Source organism: Buttiauxella brennerae ATCC 51605 (genome assembly GCF_001654925.1).
Classification (GTDB): Bacteria; Pseudomonadota; Gammaproteobacteria; order Enterobacterales; family Enterobacteriaceae; genus Buttiauxella; species Buttiauxella brennerae.
Window position 1 is genome coordinate 83,833 of sequence record NZ_LXER01000040.1, and the last position, 16,559, is coordinate 100,391.

The 16,559-nt window shown below is 49.0% G+C and carries 17 protein-coding genes; 9 read left to right on the forward strand and 8 right to left on the reverse strand.

All coding sequences use genetic code 11. From position 1 onward, the window contains the following. Window positions 1-8: 8 nt before the first annotated feature. On the forward strand, window positions 9-896 hold the full coding sequence (gene yghX, locus M975_RS20770; RefSeq protein WP_064561772.1) for a YghX family hydrolase: 888 nt from the start codon (window positions 9-11) through the stop codon (window positions 894-896). A gap of 174 nt (window positions 897-1,070) precedes the next feature. On the opposite strand, the gene M975_RS20775 is transcribed toward yghX, so the two are convergent. The 4 genes from M975_RS20775 to M975_RS20790 form a co-directional block, all read right to left on the reverse strand. Next, window positions 1,071-2,036, reverse strand: coding sequence for a sensor domain-containing diguanylate cyclase (locus tag M975_RS20775; protein ID WP_064561773.1), 966 nt, complete (start codon window positions 2,034-2,036; stop codon window positions 1,071-1,073). A gap of 78 nt (window positions 2,037-2,114) precedes the next feature. Beyond that, window positions 2,115-3,026 carry a DMT family transporter gene (locus M975_RS20780; protein WP_064561774.1) on the reverse strand — a complete coding sequence of 304 codons (912 nt, stop codon included), beginning with the start codon at window positions 3,024-3,026 and terminating at the stop codon, window positions 2,115-2,117. Between the two features lie 25 nt (window positions 3,027-3,051). After that, a complete protein-coding gene (locus M975_RS20785; protein WP_064561775.1) occupies window positions 3,052-4,191 on the reverse strand; it encodes an HlyD family secretion protein in 1,140 nt (379 codons plus the stop codon). Window positions 4,192-4,203: 12 nt separating this feature from the next. After that, on the reverse strand, window positions 4,204-4,536 hold the full coding sequence (locus M975_RS20790; RefSeq protein ID WP_064561776.1) for a DUF3302 domain-containing protein: 333 nt from the start codon (window positions 4,534-4,536) through the stop codon (window positions 4,204-4,206). A 323-nt stretch (window positions 4,537-4,859) separates the two neighbouring features. Between M975_RS20790 and M975_RS20795 the strand changes: the two genes are divergently transcribed. From M975_RS20795 to M975_RS20805, 3 genes are all read left to right on the forward strand, one after another. Continuing rightward, complete coding sequence (locus M975_RS20795; RefSeq protein WP_064561777.1) at window positions 4,860-5,489, forward strand: winged helix-turn-helix transcriptional regulator; 630 nt, start codon at window positions 4,860-4,862, stop codon at window positions 5,487-5,489. Window positions 5,490-5,663: 174 nt separating this feature from the next. After that, window positions 5,664-6,719, forward strand: coding sequence for a porin OmpA (gene ompA, locus M975_RS20800; RefSeq protein ID WP_064561778.1), 1,056 nt, complete (start codon window positions 5,664-5,666; stop codon window positions 6,717-6,719). A 108-nt stretch (window positions 6,720-6,827) separates the two neighbouring features. Then, window positions 6,828-7,379 (forward strand): YfaZ family outer membrane protein, encoded by a 552-nt coding sequence (locus M975_RS20805; RefSeq protein WP_064561779.1) that lies wholly within the window; start codon window positions 6,828-6,830, stop codon window positions 7,377-7,379. A 355-nt stretch (window positions 7,380-7,734) separates the two neighbouring features. Here M975_RS20805 and M975_RS20810 read toward each other — a convergent pair whose 3' ends face one another. Continuing rightward, entirely contained in the window at window positions 7,735-8,121 is a 387-nt protein-coding gene (locus M975_RS20810; protein ID WP_157093415.1) for a hypothetical protein, read from the reverse strand. A 324-nt stretch (window positions 8,122-8,445) separates the two neighbouring features. On the opposite strand from M975_RS20810, the gene M975_RS20820 reads away from it, so the two are divergent. Continuing rightward, window positions 8,446-8,847: a Spy/CpxP family protein refolding chaperone gene (locus tag M975_RS20820; protein WP_083967923.1), complete on the forward strand. Its 402-nt coding sequence runs from the start codon at window positions 8,446-8,448 to the stop codon at window positions 8,845-8,847. A 91-nt stretch (window positions 8,848-8,938) separates the two neighbouring features. On the opposite strand, the gene M975_RS20825 is transcribed toward M975_RS20820, so the two are convergent. Continuing rightward, on the reverse strand, window positions 8,939-9,331 hold the full coding sequence (locus M975_RS20825; protein WP_157093416.1) for a hypothetical protein: 393 nt from the start codon (window positions 9,329-9,331) through the stop codon (window positions 8,939-8,941). A 160-nt stretch (window positions 9,332-9,491) separates the two neighbouring features. Continuing rightward, window positions 9,492-10,361 (reverse strand): glutathione-dependent disulfide-bond oxidoreductase, encoded by an 870-nt coding sequence (yghU, locus tag M975_RS20830; RefSeq protein WP_064561783.1) that lies wholly within the window; start codon window positions 10,359-10,361, stop codon window positions 9,492-9,494. 194 nt (window positions 10,362-10,555) lie between these two features. Between yghU and M975_RS20835 the strand changes: the two genes are divergently transcribed. The 4 genes from M975_RS20835 to cspE all read left to right on the forward strand — a co-directional run bounded on the left by M975_RS20835 (window position 10,556) and on the right by cspE (window position 15,162). Further along, window positions 10,556-12,421 carry a bifunctional sugar phosphate isomerase/epimerase/4-hydroxyphenylpyruvate dioxygenase family protein gene (locus tag M975_RS20835; RefSeq protein WP_064561784.1) on the forward strand — a complete coding sequence of 622 codons (1,866 nt, stop codon included), beginning with the start codon at window positions 10,556-10,558 and terminating at the stop codon, window positions 12,419-12,421. A gap of 77 nt (window positions 12,422-12,498) precedes the next feature. Next, complete coding sequence (locus M975_RS20840) at window positions 12,499-13,815, forward strand: MFS transporter (protein WP_064561785.1); 1,317 nt, start codon at window positions 12,499-12,501, stop codon at window positions 13,813-13,815. Window positions 13,816-13,817: 2 nt separating this feature from the next. After that, window positions 13,818-14,654 (forward strand): shikimate dehydrogenase family protein, encoded by an 837-nt coding sequence (locus tag M975_RS20845; RefSeq protein ID WP_064561786.1) that lies wholly within the window; start codon window positions 13,818-13,820, stop codon window positions 14,652-14,654. Between the two features lie 295 nt (window positions 14,655-14,949). Continuing rightward, a complete protein-coding gene (gene cspE / locus M975_RS20850) occupies window positions 14,950-15,162 on the forward strand; it encodes a transcription antiterminator/RNA stability regulator CspE (protein WP_064540929.1) in 213 nt (70 codons plus the stop codon). A 142-nt stretch (window positions 15,163-15,304) separates the two neighbouring features. On the opposite strand, the gene M975_RS20855 is transcribed toward cspE, so the two are convergent. Continuing rightward, entirely contained in the window at window positions 15,305-16,399 is a 1,095-nt protein-coding gene (locus tag M975_RS20855; protein ID WP_083967924.1) for a GGDEF domain-containing protein, read from the reverse strand. Between the last annotated feature and the right edge of the window lie 160 nt (window positions 16,400-16,559).

Here is a 16,559-nt window from a genome sequence, read left to right on the forward strand (position 1 = left end):
GCCTGCAAATGACCAGACTTACCGCTAAAGATTTCCCCCCTGAATTACTCGAATACTTCGACTTCTACGTACACGGCAAAATCAGCAAGCGCGAGTTTCTCGATCTGGCGGGGAAGTTTGTCGTCGGCGGGCTGTCGGCTGTGGCGCTTGGCACTTTACTGACGCCGAATTATGCCTTTGCGCAGCAGGTAGAATTTACCGACCCGGATATTGTGGCGGAATATATTCAATACCCCAGCCCGCAGGGGCATGGCGAGGTACGGGCCTACATGGTGCGCCCGGCAAAAGCGGCGGGAAAAGTACCGGGTGTGGTGGTGGTGCATGAAAACCGGGGGCTGAATCCGTACATTGAAGATGTCGCCCGGCGTGTTGCCAAAGCGGGTTTTATTGCGCTGGCGCCTGACGGTTTAAGCTCGGTCGGCGGTTACCCCGGCAATGATGAAAAGGGGCGCGAGCTGCAATCTCAAGTCGACCCGACCAAACTGATGAATGATTTCTTTGCCGCTATTGAGTTCCTGATGCATCACGATGCGGTCACTGGAAAAGTCGGTATAACCGGTTTTTGCTACGGCGGTGGTGTCGCCAATGCGGCAGCGGTCGCATATCCCGAACTTGCTGCTGCGGTGCCGTTCTACGGGCGTCAGCCAAAAACAGAAGATGTACCGCGTATCAAAGCGCCTTTATTGCTGCATTACGGTGAGCTGGATTCCCGAATAAACGAAGGCTGGGCTGCGTATGAAGCGGCGCTCAAAGCCAATAATAAAGTTTACCAGGGGTATATTTATCCTGGGGTGAATCACGGTTTCCACAATGATTCAACGCCGCGTTATGACAAGGCAGCGGCAGATCTTGCGTGGCAGCGGACGATTGATTGGTTTAATCAGTATTTGATATAGGGGGGCTTTGCAGTCTCATCTATACATTTCGCTTTGGTCACCTGTCAGGGCGAGATCTGTAAGATGAGCATTTTTTCCGTTCACCGTTTCGGTGGCTATAGAAATCACTGAACGTTTAGTGAACGGAACCTTCTCCGGATCGGCAGGAACTGCCCCCTACGGGAAAAAAGGGGATTAACTCTGAATCAACACCATCGCCCCCAGCGCAACACCATTTTTACCCGTGCGTTTAATCAAATACATCGACTCATCGGCACGAATGATCGCATCGCTAAAATTGTCGTTGGCCCAGGACTCATTCACGCCAATAGATGCGCCGACGCGAGCCGCACCGTTACTCAACTCAAATGGCGTAATGGCCGCATCCAGACAACGCCTGGCAATGCTACTTATCTCCGGGTTATCCAGCGTCCATGGCATCAACAAGATAAATTCATCCCCACCGATACGGCCGATGGTGACCTCTGGCGGGCATGCCTGATGCAGACGCTGGCTTAACTGCAACAGCACTTCGTCACCGCTGCGATGGCCCAGTGTGTCATTCACGTTTTTGAAATCATCAAGGTCGATAAAGGCAACCGACAGTGAGCCGAGTTTTTTTAGCAAATCGAACTGCGCATGTAGCGCGTGGCGGTTGGCAAGGCCGGTGAGGGGGTCGTGGTTGGCGAGTTTCGCCAGTTGCTGCTCGTACTGCTTCTCTTTGGTCATGTCGATGTGGGTGCCGGTCACTTTCAGCGGTATCCCGTCATCGCTGCGTTCGGTTACGCGGCCCCGGTCCAGCACCCAGGTAACGGTGCCATTTTTGGCCTGCATGCGATGCAGCGCTTCATAAAATGGGGTTTTACCTTCGAGATGATTATAAAACGCGGCCAACACCATTTCCCGATCTTCAGGGTGCAGATGCTCACGCCACACATCAAAATGAGCGCTTAATTCTTTGGGCTGGAAACCCAGCATAGAACCCCAACGGCGATTGAAAATAACCAATTTTCCGCTGCTGACATCTAACTGCCATAAACACAAACCGGTCCCGTCCAACGCTGCACTGAGCTTATTACGCGAGTCATGCGCAATTCTCTTGAGCCGGGCATTGTGCTTTTTGAGGTTTTGGATCTGCTGCCTGAGAATTTCTTCTGACATTGACCATATTTATGAATAAATAATATTCATTTTTAACAGCTATTAATCAGTTGTAAATATGGCAGAAGAAATTTCGTGTTAATCCAGCAGCCGTTTCGGTGATGAGGCCATTTTTCTTTTCTCTACAGGGATTAAAGACAAGAACACGCCGCAGAGCATTACCGCGAGCAAAATCCACGAGGTTGGAGAAAATACACGGCCCATTACCAGGCATTCCAGAATGACCGCAATCACCGGAAAACAGATAAAAACCAACGAGGTATTAAACGTCGAAATGCGTTTTTGCAGTGAGAAATAACACAGGATCCCAAAGACGCTGGCCACAATACCCAGATAGACAATTGAAGAGAATGACAGCCAGGTAATGTTTTCAACTTCCGGTTTCTCGACGATGATGCCGGTAAGCGTCAGCAGTAAACCCGCAGCCAGGCAAGGCAGGGCGTTAAAGGTGAAAAGTGACACCTGGCAGCTGCGTTTTTTGCACTGAACATACATAAAAGCATGCATGGTGACGGCGACCAGTACGGCGAATGCGCCTTTCCAGTTATTACCCAATGTGGTTCTCGACTCTTCCTGCAACAGATAAAACAGCGCCAGTATCGCCAACAATGCACCGATTAGCTGCATTAGGCTTGTGGGCGCATTGAGCACCACAATAGAAATCAGCAGTACGGCGACGGGCATTCCGGCGAAGATGATTGCCGCCGTGCTGGCATTGACGTACTGCTCGCCATAAATCACCAGCGTGAAGGGCAGGCAGAAGCAGAACAGGAAGACACAGAACTGGAAAAACCGGTGCCCGGACGGGAATAACAACGATGATCGCGTGATGTGTAACAGCCACAGCAGCAGTGGTGCTGCGCTTAAAAAGCGCAGCCCGGTGGCAAATATCGGAGGCATGCTGACCAACGCAAATTTCATCGCAAGCCAGGTTGTTCCCCACGTCAGAATAACGATGGCGAAAAGAACGAACATTTTTGTTTTCTGCATGGGGTGACTCCTTTTTTACCTTAAATTAATGGTCGATATAGAGATAGTGCGTCCAGCTGGTCATACGCAGCAGGATTTTACGCATAATGGCAACATGCTCGAGATAACCGGAATACACGGCAACCTGGCCCATGGTTCCGGCGGGTAGCCGTTCAACATCGGCGATATTGTTCAGCTCAATTTCTGCATAAATACCGTCAAGTTTCGGGTCCAGACTCAGGCCTTGCAAATGACCTTGCGCCTGGTAGCTGCTGTTTGCGATAGCCGGCAGGATTTGCTTCACTTTCCCTTTCACGACGCTGCCTGGTAGACCATTAAATACCACTTCGGCTTCATCGCCTGCGGTTAAACGCAGGGCCGAGTTTTGGCGGAACACGGCATAAACACTGGTTTTCTGGGCGGGAACGAACACCATGACCGGGCGCAGCGGTAGCGGGCGCACGAACATGCCGGGTTTCAGGAACAGTTGGGTTGCGTAGCCATCACTTGGGGCGCGAACTACTGTCTTCGCCAGGAAGTATTCAGCTTCTTTAAGATTGGCTTTCAGGCGATACACGCCGGCATTTTCACCGTTAACCAGTGCATTCAACTGTGCCGTCGTTTGGTCCCTTTTCGCCAGCGATGAGCGCCACTGCGCTTGCGACGCCAGATAAGTTTGCTGTGCACGCACCACTTCCTGGTCGGTAAATGGGCTTTTCATTCGGTCTGTGCTGCCGTTGCGGTAACGGTCGGCATCTTTCATGGCTAAGTCACGCTGAGCTTTGGCCTGCGCGATATCGGCGTTTTCAGAAGCCAGACGTGCCTGGAGCATTTCGACATTTTGCTCGGCACTTTCAATCTCTGCTTTTATCGACTCAACTTTGGCTTCATACGCCGTTGGGTCGATGCGGAACAGGAAATCCCCTTTTTTCAATTCCTTATTGGCGTTGGCGGTCACTTCCACCACGACACCTTCGACTTCAGGGATAATAGGTAACGTGACGGTTACCATCTGCGCGCGTTCGGTATAAGGGTGGTTATAATTCATTAATAACAGCAATGAACCAATGATGATGACCCCACCCAACACGGCGGTAGGCACACTCCATTTATTTAATGGAATTTTAAAGAATTTAAATATACCAAAGCAGATCGCGGTATAAGTAAGGATAAGTAATAAATCCACAATGAATCCTGCTTAATTATTCGGTTGCTGATGACTGGCTTTTATTTTTTCGTGCTGAGTTTCCAGTTGTGCAAGTCTTTCTCGTAGTGCTTCCATTTCGTTATTTTTGACATTAAAGCCCCAGCCCCGGTCTTCGCGATATAACATCGCCCAGATCCACAGGAATGGCCACAGGACATGCAAAGTGAATAAACTGACCCAACCCGCAGCATGAATGGCATCCTGGTGGGGGTGGTTACGATGCACTGCTATTTCATAGGGGATGTCGTGTACAACAATAACGCCGTAAAAGAGTGTCAGTGCCACAAAAATAAGTACGCCTAAGGCAAAATAATCGAGAAACATAGCTGGGTGCCCCCGTGACAAAATGTTCGGGAACACTAATGAGAAGGTGCGGATGGCACCACTTTTATTTTGTTTAAAAATAAATTATCTCTCAATTTTCAATTGCACAAAGACATAATAATGTGCAAGAGAAAACGTAAAAAATTACACTTCTTTGCAACCTGGAAATAGTTGTAAGAATGTTGGTAAATATTGTTTTAGTTTTAAAGGCTATGGTTGTTTCTACTGGCTAAACATCGCAAGGTGTAGCACCCCTGCTAGATCTTTGGCGTGGTATATACTTCAAGGAACCTGCGCATTAGTGAGCCATTTCAGGAAAAAACATGACTATACCTCCTCCTTCTCGTCCGGAAGCCTCAATCCAGAATCTGATTACTGCTCTCGAACCCTATGGCACACCGATGGAGGTCATTCCTCGTAAACGCATAAACTGGGAGTATAAAGATGTCCCTCAGTTTTATGTCTTCAAAAGTGGTGAGCTTTCTGTGCTGCGCGCAACGGATGGCCTGGTTATCACCACGGTCTATGACCAGAATCTGTTCGGTATTGCCGAGAGTATCCACCCCTTGCGCAGCCATATTTTGCGAGCAGAAACTGAATGCACCATGCTGCGTCTTGATGCAAGCCTTGCGCATGAATTAATCACTCAGAAAGAGCTGTGGAAAGATATTTCGTTTATCCTTGCCTACTACACCACCTACCTTTTCTATCGGGATTCGCTGGTGGTGCAACAACGCACGTATTCTATTATTCGCAGCCACCTGATGGAGATGATTCGCCTGCCAGAAGAGTCACGATTAAGGACATCTATTCTTGATTATATCCAGGAAAGAACTCATTTATCCCGCAGCAGTATTTTGAATGTCATGTTCGCGTTAAAGAATGGCGGTTACATTGATATTAAGCGTGGTGGCTATTTGCTCGAAGTGATCAATCTGCCAGAGAAATTCTGATGCAAGGCTTAACATTCAAAGGAATAGATGTGTCGCGGTGAAAATTCCCCCTATCGTTTTTTCATTTAAAAATAAACAAAAATCAAATTCCCTCTGCCAGGAACTCTGCATACCATCCGTCGCTGGAATATAAAACCACTGAGTAATCTCTCAGCAGCGATTTCAAGGATTATTATGAAAAAGACTCTTATTGCGTTAATCGTAGTTAATGCCTTCGCAGTAACGAATGCTAATGCCGCAGCCGACACCAATACCTGGTACGGCGGTGCGAAGTTAGGATGGTCACATTATTTTGACGCCAACGGTGGCAATAATTCTAATGGTAATCTGAATAACGCCACTGAATTTGACACCAGCAATGATAGCGTCGGCGGTGGCGTATTTGGCGGTTATCAAATTCTTCCGTGGCTGGCTGTTGAAGGGGGTTACGACTATCTCGGCAATATGCAGGCGCAAGGTAACAACGGTGTTTCCGGTACCAAAATGGGCGCTCAGGGTTTACAACTTTCGATGAAAGCCAGCTACGCATTTAACGACCGCTGGGATGTTTACGGCCGTGCGGGTGCGATGGCATATCGTGCCGAAACTCAACAAGATGACCAGAGCAAATTTGAAACGGGCCTGCGCCCGTTGGCCGCTGTCGGTACTGAGTATGAGTTTAATGACAACTGGGCAGGCCGCGTGGAATACCAGTGGGTGAGCAATGTCGGTAACACGAACCAGATTGGTATGAGTGCTGATTCCAGTACGGTAACCGCCGGTGTGGTTTATCGTTTTGGTCAGAATGCCGCCGCGCCAGTTGCAGCAGAACCTGCTCCAGCCGAAGTTCCGGTAGAACCACAGCGTTTCAACCTCAAATCTGACGTCATGTTTGGCTTTAACTCCGCAACACTTTCTCCTGAAGGGGAAGCAGCGGTACGTGATCTCTACAATCGCCCGGAAATTCAGGCTGCTAAAGAAAAAACCACCATGGTGATTGGCTTTAGCGACCGTCTGGGCTCCGCGAATTACAACCTCGAACTTTCCACACAACGTGCGCAAGCGGTGGCCGATGAGCTGGTTCGTTTAGGGATGCCTGCACAAAATGTCCAGGCTGAAGGCCGTGGTTCAAGCGAGCCTGTGACCGGGGCAACCTGTGATGCGGTGCAAGAGCGTAATGAATTGATCAACTGCCTGGCGCCGGATCGCCGTGTCGTTGTTGAAATAGCAGGTGTCGCAGTACAACCATAAGTGTCTGTGTAGCATAAAAAAATAGCAGTGGTGTCCGTTTTGCCCGATGCATTGTGCCTGTCGGGCTTTTTTTTGGTTTGGAAACCCCGAGTACAAATGAGGAAAGTGATGAAACTTTTAAAAGTGGCTTATCTGATTGGTGCGACGCTTGTCGCGAGTTCGGCAACTGTGGCAAATGCGGTCACATTTCATGGCGAGGCGGGTTCTAAATGGACCAATCTTGGTGTGAGTTTTGGCGCAAATGAACCTGGTTTTACCTTTAGCGGGAACTGGGCGCACAACGATAATGACGGTGATATTGCAAGCCTTGGGATGGGCTGGAATATTCCGCTGGGTTCGGTGCTGGTGACGCTGGGTGGTAAAACACTGTATCTCAATCCAGATGATAACGATGAAGGCTATGCTGTTGCCGTCGGCGGCGGGGCACAACTCCCACTTGGCGAGCATTTTGCCCTGTTTGGCGACGCGTATTTTTCGCCTGATTCGCTCTCCAGCGGTGTGAAGCAATATGGCGAAGCGAATGCCGGTATTCGCTGGAAAGTTAACCCAACATTTTCAGTGGAAGGCGGCTACCGTTATGTCGGCATGGAAGGGAAAGATGGTCATAGCGACAATATCTTAGCCGACGGCGGTTATGCCGGAGTGAATTTCACTTTCTGATAAATTTATTTTTGTATATGAATAGAATTGCCGGGCAATGCTTTGCACATTACAATTATTACGTTGATGCATCAAGTCTCATTGATTTTATCAATCCCGAGTGATTCAATTCTTTAATATTGTTTGCACACGTTATTGTGACAATACAATATGCCCGCCTGTCCGGCGGGTATTTTTTTATCTGATAAGTAGAGTTTATTTTTAAATGAAATGGCGATTGAATGCCAGGGTGAATAACACTATCCTGTTTATAGCCAATAAGGACGTTGGCGATGTAAGCATTAAACAAATAGTCAGCAATCAGTAGCCACACTATGGCAACATAGTGTGGCTTTCTGTTTTTTATTTTATTGCTTTAGATGGGTTTGCGTAACAGATAAGTTCCACGCGCGGCTCTCATATAGAAATAAGCCAGGAATAAATCGATGACCATGACACTGGCAAAGTGGTAACGTCCTGATGCTAATAATATTAATTTATGCACCGTGAAATAAACCACCATCAACAGAGCGCCGAGATGGCTCTTGAGGAAAATCAACCCGCTGAGCACGGCAATCACTAAAAACTCATCTGGGGTCTGTATGTATCTCAGATTGATATAACTGCTGTATTCATTAAACGTCACTGCAAGTAGCGTGTAAAACATTGAGCCTACTCCGACCTGCCATCCCTGACGAATTTGCCTCTCTGCATGCTGCCTGTATGCGTTCGGTTCAGTCCGGGCGTATTTTTGTTTTTTCATTTGGCCAGCGTGCAGTTGCGATATAAAGGTAAGCGAATAGGTTGATTATCGGAAGCAATAACAACAGTGAAACCCAGGGTTTCAACCCGGTGCGCCTGACAATCATCCACTGTAAAAAGATAAATATAAATAACGTTATAATTTCTGTTGTGAGCATCGCAAACTCCAGGTGATAGATGAGCGCCATTATAATAAATATCATTAACATTCAATAAATTGGTTTGTTTAAAAATAAACGAGTAATGATTATCAATGGCACTGTGGCTGCGTTAATAATGTTGGTGTTCAGCTGTTGTTAATACTTATTATTTCTAAGGGTATAGAGTGAAGAAATCAATTAAAATTGCCATGATGGTCACGGTCCTGACTTTTTCCGGTATGGCAGGGGCATCTAATTCTACAGACACGCTGCCGCAGGATACGTTAGCGAAACAATTAAATCTCACCCCGGAGCAAATGAAGACAGTCAAAATTCTGCGCGAAGATGCACAAAAAGAGATCAGTAAAATTAATACCGATGCTTTAACGCAAGATGCGATTGTGAATATGTTCCATTCAGGCGTATGGAATGATAATGATGCTAAGAAGCAGCTCAATGCTATCGGTGAGATTCAGAGTAAGGTGCGCTACCAGCGTGCAAAATATCTGTTTAATGTTAGCCGTGTGCTCACCACCGAACAAAAGCAGCAATTACAGCAGATGCTGATTGAGAAACAGCTTTTTTGATGGTTGAGTCGTGAATATCGGATGGCGCTTCGTTTATCTTTTCAACAGAAAAATGTAGCGGGTGGATTAGCGTAAGCATCCACCCATTATTTTATGAGGTTTTTTCGGTAATCGGCTTTAATGCTTTGTTAATCTTCACCAGACCATCTTTATTATTATCCTTCAGATAGATATTGTTCAGCTCATCAAATTCTTCGAGGCGTGTCAGCGCCTGAAAAACGTTATCAATACCGTAGCGGTTATCAAACACATCAACGCTTCTGAGATGGTCGACGCGTGCCGCTTTTATTTCTGTAGTGAGGTTGGCAATGACTTGCTGATTAGTGGAGTGCAGGCTTTTCAACTCATCAGGGCTACTGTTTGTGGCTGGAGACATCGTGCCGGGCTGGAATTCGAGGGTATTTAAAGCCTCCACGGTTTCATCCGCCGGGTTTGCACACCCAACAATAACGAAAGTGAAAATCAGGACGAATTTTTTTAACACGATATTTCCTTGCAGTTTGCTGACTGAATAATTCAGACGGCAACTTACCTGCAACGGTTATCCTGGAACCATCTTTAGTTTGTTTAATTTTAAATTTTTATGCCCGCAATACTTCACGTTACAGAAGGTCTGCAACCCGGAGTATTGAGGGCACAGTGGTCTACGACTTCGCCAGTTTATCTTCAGTACGCAGGTCGAAGTCCGAGGCATCGTGACGTTCGTGCAACTGCTCAGACGGCTCACCGAAGGTGCGGTTCACAATGCGCCCACGTTTCACCGCCGGGCGGCTTGCCACTTCATCGGCCCAGCGCACAAAGTTTTTGTACGAAGTGAGGTCGAGGAATTCAGCCGCGTTATACAGCCCACCTTTTGCCAGGCTGCCGTACCACGGCCAGATGGCGATGTCCGCAATCGTATATTCATCACCCGCAATAAAGCGATGCGTCGCCAGCTGCCTGTCGAGTACGTCTAACTGGCGCTTGGTTTCCATGGCGAAACGGTTGATCGCGTACTCAATTTTCATTGGCGCGTAATTGAAGAAATGGCCGAAACCGCCGCCGAGGTACGGTGCAGAACCTTGCAGCCAGAACAGCCAGTTCAAAGTCTCGGTGCGTGCGGCGAGATCTTTTGGCAGGAAATGGCCGAACTTTTCTGCCAGATAAAGCAGGATTGCGCCGGATTCAAACACGCGAACCGGTGGTGTCACCGAATGGTCCATGAGTGCCGGGATTTTCGAGTTCGGGTTCACGTCGACAAAGCCGCTTGAGAACTGATCCCCTTCACCGATACGAATCAGATGCGCATCGTATTCAGCTTCGCTTACGCCCAGAGCCAGCAGCTCCTCAAGCAGAATAGTGACCTTCTGCCCGTTCGGCGTGCCGAGGGAATAAAGCTGCAACGGGTGCTTGCCAATCGGCAGCGTACGTTCGTGAGTCGGCCCTGCAATCGGGCGGTTGATGTTGGCAAATGTGCCGCCTTCGCCTTTCTGCCACGTCCAGACTTTTGGGGGCTGATAGTTATTTTCTGACATGTTGTGTCTGCCTTTTAATTGCCAGTAGAGAGACTGGAAAGTGTAACCCCTCTTTGTTTTGTTCGGTAATCGCCCGCTATTTTTTTTAACTTTCAGAGGTGTGATCTGGGGTAACAATAAATTAACTATAAATTTGCAATATGAACCAAATGATACAACATTAACCGACTTATCCCGACAGACCAGGAGCCAACATGCAGCGTTCAATTGCAACCGTATCTATCTCTGGCACGTTGCCTGAAAAACTGGCCGCAATTTCGGCTGCTGGTTTTGACGGTGTAGAAATCTTTGAAAATGATCTTCTTTATTACCCAGGCACGCCCGCTGATGTGCGCAAAATGGCGGCGGATTTGGGACTGACGATTACCTTATTTCAGCCATTCCGCGATTTCGAAGGGGCATCGCGCCCGCAGTTTGCCATTAACCTGGAACGTGCGCGGCGCAAGTTCGCTCTGATGCATGAGCTTGGGTGCAACACCATGTTGCTGTGTAGCAACGTGGCACCTGATTGCTCGCCGAATCTCGATTTGCAAGTCAGTGACCTGGCGCATCTGGCTGAACTGGCGCAGCGTAATGAAATTACGGTCGGCTATGAAGCGCTGGCCTGGGGCACGCATGTGAACCGTTATCGCCAGGCGTGGGAGCGGGTAAAACAGGTCAACAGCCCGGCGCTGGGGCTGGTGCTCGACAGTTTCCATGTGCTTTCGCTTGGCGATCAGTTGATCAATCTCGACGATATCCCGCTTGATAAAATCACTTTCCTGCAACTGGCCGATGCACCCTTGATGAAAATGGATGTGCTCGAGTGGAGCCGCCATTTCCGCTGCTTCCCTGGGCAAGGCGAATTGCCGGTGGTTGAGTTTACTCGCTTGCTGACGCAGAAAGGTTACCGTGGCCCGTGGTCGCTGGAGATTTTCAACGACAGTTTCCGCGCCACGCCGAATGCACCAACGGCAAAAGACGGTTATCGCTCTTTATTGTGGCTGGAAGAACAGACCTGGAATAGCCATCCGCAAATCGACGCTGAGCTGTTCCATAGCGCGCCGCAGGGCAGTTATCAGGGCATCGAATTTTTAGAGTTTGCCACTGATGCGCAGGACGCAGTCGCTCTGGGTGAAGCGCTGCAACCGCTGGGGTTTGCTCATGCTGGTGAGCACCGCTCGAAAGATGTTTCGCTGTGGCGCAATGGTGGCGTGAACGTGATTATCAACCACCAGGCGCACAGTTGGGCAGACGAATTTCACCGCCGCCACGGTGTTTCACTTTGCGCTATGGCGTGGCGAGTCAAAGGGGCGGCGAACGTTTTGCAACGCGCGCAGGATTACGGTTACCCGATATGGCATGAAGAACACGGCCCGGACGAGCGAGCACTGGCGGCAATTTGCGCCCCGGACGGCAGCTTAATTTATCTGATTGAAGCGCCAGAAGACGGCGAGCGCGATATTTATCAGTCAGATTTTAACCTCGCAGATTCCACACCCAAAGGCCCGCTGCGCGGGATTGACCACCTGGCGTTAGGCTTAGTTGAAGGCAGCCGCGATAACTGGATTATGTTCTTCCGTGCGGTGTTTGGCTTTGAGCTGGACAACGAACTGAGCGTGCCCGACCCGTATGGCCTGGTCAGAAGCCAGGTGATGCACAGCCCGTGTCACTCGATTCGCCTGCCGCTGAATATGTCACACAGTCTGGACACGCAAATCGCGCGCTCGGTCGCGAGCTATCAGGGCACCGGCCTACAACACGCGGCGTTTGCCTGTGACGATTTACCGGCAACGGTAGAGACCCTGCAATCTCAGGGGCTGAAATTGCTACCGATTCCGGCAAACTATTATGATGATTTGCTGGCGCGTTACGGAGCAAACAACGCGTTATTACAAGGGCTTGAGCGGCTGGATATCCTTTATGAACGCGATGCGCGTCAGCAGGAGTTCCTGCATGCCTACACCCCTCCATTCCGACCCGATCGATTCTTCTTTGAATTGGTCGAACGGCGGGGTGATTATCAACAATATGGCGCCACCAACGCGGCCGTGCGCCTGGCGGCGATGCAAACGCGTTAACTCGATATATAACAATAAATGAACCTTAAGGTTCGATTAAGGCACCTGTAACCTACAAAATAATAGAGGACACAACCATGGCGAGTTATGGCCAGGGCGATATCGCCGCCCCGAAAACTGGTGTTGTAAAACGAACCCGTACCCGAATGGTGATCCTGACCCTTCTGGCTATCGGGACCATGATTAACTACCTCGACCGTACGGTTCTGGGTATTGCCGCGCCTCAATTGAGCACCGACCTTGGCATTGGTGCGGCAACCATGGGCATTGTGTTCTCGGCGTTTGCCTGGACATATGCAGCAATGCAAATCCCCGGTGGCATCTTCCTTGACCGCTTCGGCAATAAAGTCACCTATGCCCTGGCGCTGTTTTTCTGGTCGGCGTTTACATTATTCCACGGTTTAACGGTCGGCCTGAAAACCTTGCTGCTATGCCGCTTAGGATTGGGGATCAGTGAAGCGCCATGCTTCCCGGTAAATAGCCGAGTGGTGGGGAAATGGTTCCCGCAGCATGAACGTGCACGTGCCACGGCGGTGTATACCGTTGGGGAGTACATCGGCCTGGCCGCGTTTGCGCCGGTACTGTTCTTTATTATGGAAACCTTTGGCTGGCGTGCGCTGTTTATTACCGTAGGCGTGGCAGGCATTTTGTTTGTGCTGGTGTGGTGGCGTTTTTATCACGAGCCGCACGAGTCGAAAACGGCGAACCGGCTTGAGCTGGAATATATCGGTCATGACCTGAAAGAAGCTGAACCTGAGCCGAAGATGAACTTTAGCTGGGCGAACGTCGCAAAACTGATTAAGTGCCGCCAGATCCTTGGTGCAGGTATTGGCCAGTTTGCCGGGAACACGACGTTGGTCTTTTTCCTGACCTGGTTCCCGACATATCTCGCCACCGAACGCCATATGCCGTGGCTGAAAGTGGGCTTCTTCGCCATTCTGCCGTTTCTGGCCGCAGCCGTGGGGGTGATGTTTGGTGGTTGGGTGTCTGACCAAATTCTTAAACGCACCGGATCGGTGAACATCGCCCGTAAATTGCCGATTATCACCGGTCTGCTGATGGCGAGCCTGATTATTTCGGCAAACTGGATGCCAACGGATGCGCTGGTGATTACGGTGATGTCGGTCGCGTTCTTCGGCCAGGGCATGGTAGGGCTGGGCTGGACGTTAATTTCAGACATGGCGCCAAAGAACCTCGCGGGCCTGACCGGTGGTTTATTTAACTTCTGCTCAAACCTCGCTTCTATTATCACGCCGCTTATCATCGGCTTTATTGTCGCTGCGACCGGTAACTTCTTCTACGCGCTGTTGTATATCGGCGGTGCTGCACTGCTGGGTGTGTTCGCGTATGTCTTTATTCTTGGCGACATCAAACGTATTGAGCTGGCGGAGTAATCATGGATATCAGTGGGAATACCCGTTTAATCGCCCATCTGGGCTACCCGACCGCCACGTTTAAAGCGCCGATGATTTACAACCCGTGGTTTGATTCACAAGGCATTGATATCAAAGTGGTGCCGATGGGGGTAAAAGCCGAAGACTACGCGCAGCTGATACCTTCTTTATTTCGTATGACTAATATTATTGGCGCGTTAGTGACGATGCCGCACAAAGTTTCGACCTGCGAGTTAGTCCATAGCCTTAGCCCAACCGCACAAATTGCCGGAGCCTGTAACGCTATACGCCTTGAGCCGGATGGCACATTGCGTGGCGATATGTTTGATGGCGATGGATTTGTGCGTGGCGTGTTGCGCAAAGGTGTTCAGGTTGAAGGGGCGCGAGCCCTGGTGGTGGGCAGCGGTGGGGTGGGATCGGCTATTGCCGCTTCACTGGCCGCAGCGGGTATTGATACGCTGGCGTTGTTTGATAAGCGGGCCGACAGCTGCGAAGAATTGGCAAAACGCCTGCGCCGCCATTATCCGGCGCTCAGGGTGCTGACGGGGGTGCGCAACCCGAAAGACTTTTCCATTGTGGTGAACGCAACGCCACTTGGTATGAATTCCAGCGACGAATTACCTTTGGACGTCTTCGCAATTACGCCCGGAAGTTTCGTCGGAGAGGTGGTAATGAAGAACGAAATCACGCCATTTTTACATGCAGCAACGCAAAGAGACTGCCAGATACAACCTGGAACAGATATGTTGTTCGAAATGATACCGGCATATATGGCGTTTTTTGGCCTGCCAGAAGTCACGCCAGAAATGCTGCGTAATGTTGCGAAAATAGATTATTAACAATAAGTTAGGTGTTAGTGGCTAAAGGTGTTTTACCCCCTCTAAGCGAAGCGCTAAAAGGGGGAGGCTCGAGCTCCGGACCTAAAGACGGCTAAAATAATCCTTGTCATTCATCGCCTAAGCATGAGTTAATACGCCATCGGTTTGACGTACAGACCTTTAAAGCAACCTAGTAAAGCAGTCCTTCAAGAGTCATCCCTGGATACCCTTTGTCGTGTGCTCCTCTACCGCTTCATAAAATCTGTAAAGCATACCAAATCGCCGTAAGGCACACTTAATTCAAAAGGTAATACACATGTCTAACAAAATGACTGGTCTGGTAAAATGGTTCAACGCTGATAAAGGTTTCGGCTTCATCACTCCTGATGACGGTTCTAAAGACCTGTTTGTACACTTCTCTGCAATCCAGAACGAAGGTTACAAATCTCTTGATGAAGGCCAGAAAGTTTCCTTCACCATCGAGAACGGCGCTAAAGGCCCAGCAGCTGGTAACGTAACTAGCCTGTAAGGTTAGCGTTAACTAAGCTCTAAAAATTTTAAAACCCGCTTCGGCGGGTTTTTTCGTTTCTGCGGTTGCTGATTTGCAGCATGGGTTGCCGGAGCAGTTTTCCCGGCGTCAATGCTTAGCCGTGAATCCCCATCCCCCCGCTTTAATAACACACGCGGTTGCGGCCACTTTTCTTGGCGTTATAAAGCTCTTTGTCAGCCTGTTCGACCAATGCTTCCAGCGTCATTCCTTCGTGCCATTGCGCAATACCCTGGCTTATCGTCAGCGTTGATGAGATAGCCGACCCTTTATGGCTGATATTGGCGTGGGCAATGTTTTGCTGGATCCTCTGGCTGATGGCTTTGGCCTGCGAAATGCTGTCGCACACGGTCAAAACAACAAACTCTTCACCCCCAAAACGAAATGCGCTGTCGGTTTCTTTACGCAGAGATTGTTCGATGCAGTGGGAAACTTTGATCAGGCATTTGTCCCCGGCAACATGGCCATAAATGTCGTTGTACTGTTTGAAATAATCGATATCCATAACAATCATAAACAGCTTTTTCTTGTTTCCAGCCAGGTCATTGACGCACTCTTCAAAAAAACGTGTCAGGCTCAGGCGGTTAAATAACCCGGTCAATGCATCGTAATGCGCTTGCTGTACCAGCTTTTTTATCAGCAGGTTTTTTTCATATTCGCTGCGCTGAACACGCTGATACCACTCAAGCAGAATGTAACGTGCAGAATAGATAACCAACAGCATGATGATGACGCCGCAAAACTGCGCCACGCTGAATTTTTCCAGAACGAAGAATTCGACATACATCCACGATAAAATTAGCGGGACTGAGAACAGCAGCAACAGCCGCCCTGAAATGTAGAAGGTGATCGTCGCCGGTAATAATACCGACACGGTCAGCATCAGCGTCATCAGCGGGTTTTGGTAATAAAACGTGAAATTTAAAAACAAAATTGACCACAATATTCCAAAGGTTAATACCACATAAGGAAGTACCCTGTGATAGAAACCATCATTAATATTCTTCTTTATTTTTAGCGTGATAATAAGATTGATGACGGATAGGGTAATGATGCCGCCACACAGTAATTGTAATGCCAGCGGCAGCGTATCAATATCACTGCGATCGGCGCTGCGTAATAATAGCCAGAAACAATATATTATATTCAGAGACAAAAACCACATATAGCCTTTGGTGCTGGTAATGACGTTTTCGCCAGTGCTGTGATTAATGTCCACGAATAGCGCTCCTTTAATAAGTTTATTAAATGATACCGTGCCCGAACGGGCTATGCCACCTTTCAAACCCGTACCTGCCAACCCTTTAACATCACTCCACTTTTCTTGAATATGCTTGATGCTGGTCTATGCTCAAATCAGAAAGTTGTCGGAATTGAAT

Excerpts from the sequence above, each read along its gene's own strand:
- M975_RS20840 (WP_064561785.1), top strand. The coding sequence starts at position 12,499 with ATGGCGAGTTATGGCCAGGGCGATATCGCCGCCCCGAAAACTGGTGTT.
- M975_RS20775 (WP_064561773.1), bottom strand. The coding sequence starts at position 2,036 with ATGTCAGAAGAAATTCTCAGGCAGCAGATCCAAAACCTCAAAAAGCAC.
- M975_RS20780 (WP_064561774.1), bottom strand. The coding sequence starts at position 3,026 with ATGCAGAAAACAAAAATGTTCGTTCTTTTCGCCATCGTTATTCTGACG.
- M975_RS20845 (WP_064561786.1), top strand. The coding sequence starts at position 13,818 with ATGGATATCAGTGGGAATACCCGTTTAATCGCCCATCTGGGCTACCCG.
- yghU (WP_064561783.1), bottom strand. The coding sequence starts at position 10,361 with ATGTCAGAAAATAACTATCAGCCCCCAAAAGTCTGGACGTGGCAGAAA.
- M975_RS20805 (WP_064561779.1), top strand. The coding sequence starts at position 6,828 with ATGAAACTTTTAAAAGTGGCTTATCTGATTGGTGCGACGCTTGTCGCG.
- M975_RS20810 (WP_157093415.1), bottom strand. The coding sequence starts at position 8,121 with ATGAAAAAACAAAAATACGCCCGGACTGAACCGAACGCATACAGGCAG.
- M975_RS20835 (WP_064561784.1), top strand. The coding sequence starts at position 10,556 with ATGCAGCGTTCAATTGCAACCGTATCTATCTCTGGCACGTTGCCTGAA.
- M975_RS20790 (WP_064561776.1), bottom strand. The coding sequence starts at position 4,536 with ATGTTTCTCGATTATTTTGCCTTAGGCGTACTTATTTTTGTGGCACTG.
- M975_RS20795 (WP_064561777.1), top strand. The coding sequence starts at position 4,860 with ATGACTATACCTCCTCCTTCTCGTCCGGAAGCCTCAATCCAGAATCTG.
- yghX (WP_064561772.1), top strand. The coding sequence starts at position 9 with ATGACCAGACTTACCGCTAAAGATTTCCCCCCTGAATTACTCGAATAC.
- ompA (WP_064561778.1), top strand. The coding sequence starts at position 5,664 with ATGAAAAAGACTCTTATTGCGTTAATCGTAGTTAATGCCTTCGCAGTA.
- cspE (WP_064540929.1), top strand. The coding sequence starts at position 14,950 with ATGTCTAACAAAATGACTGGTCTGGTAAAATGGTTCAACGCTGATAAA.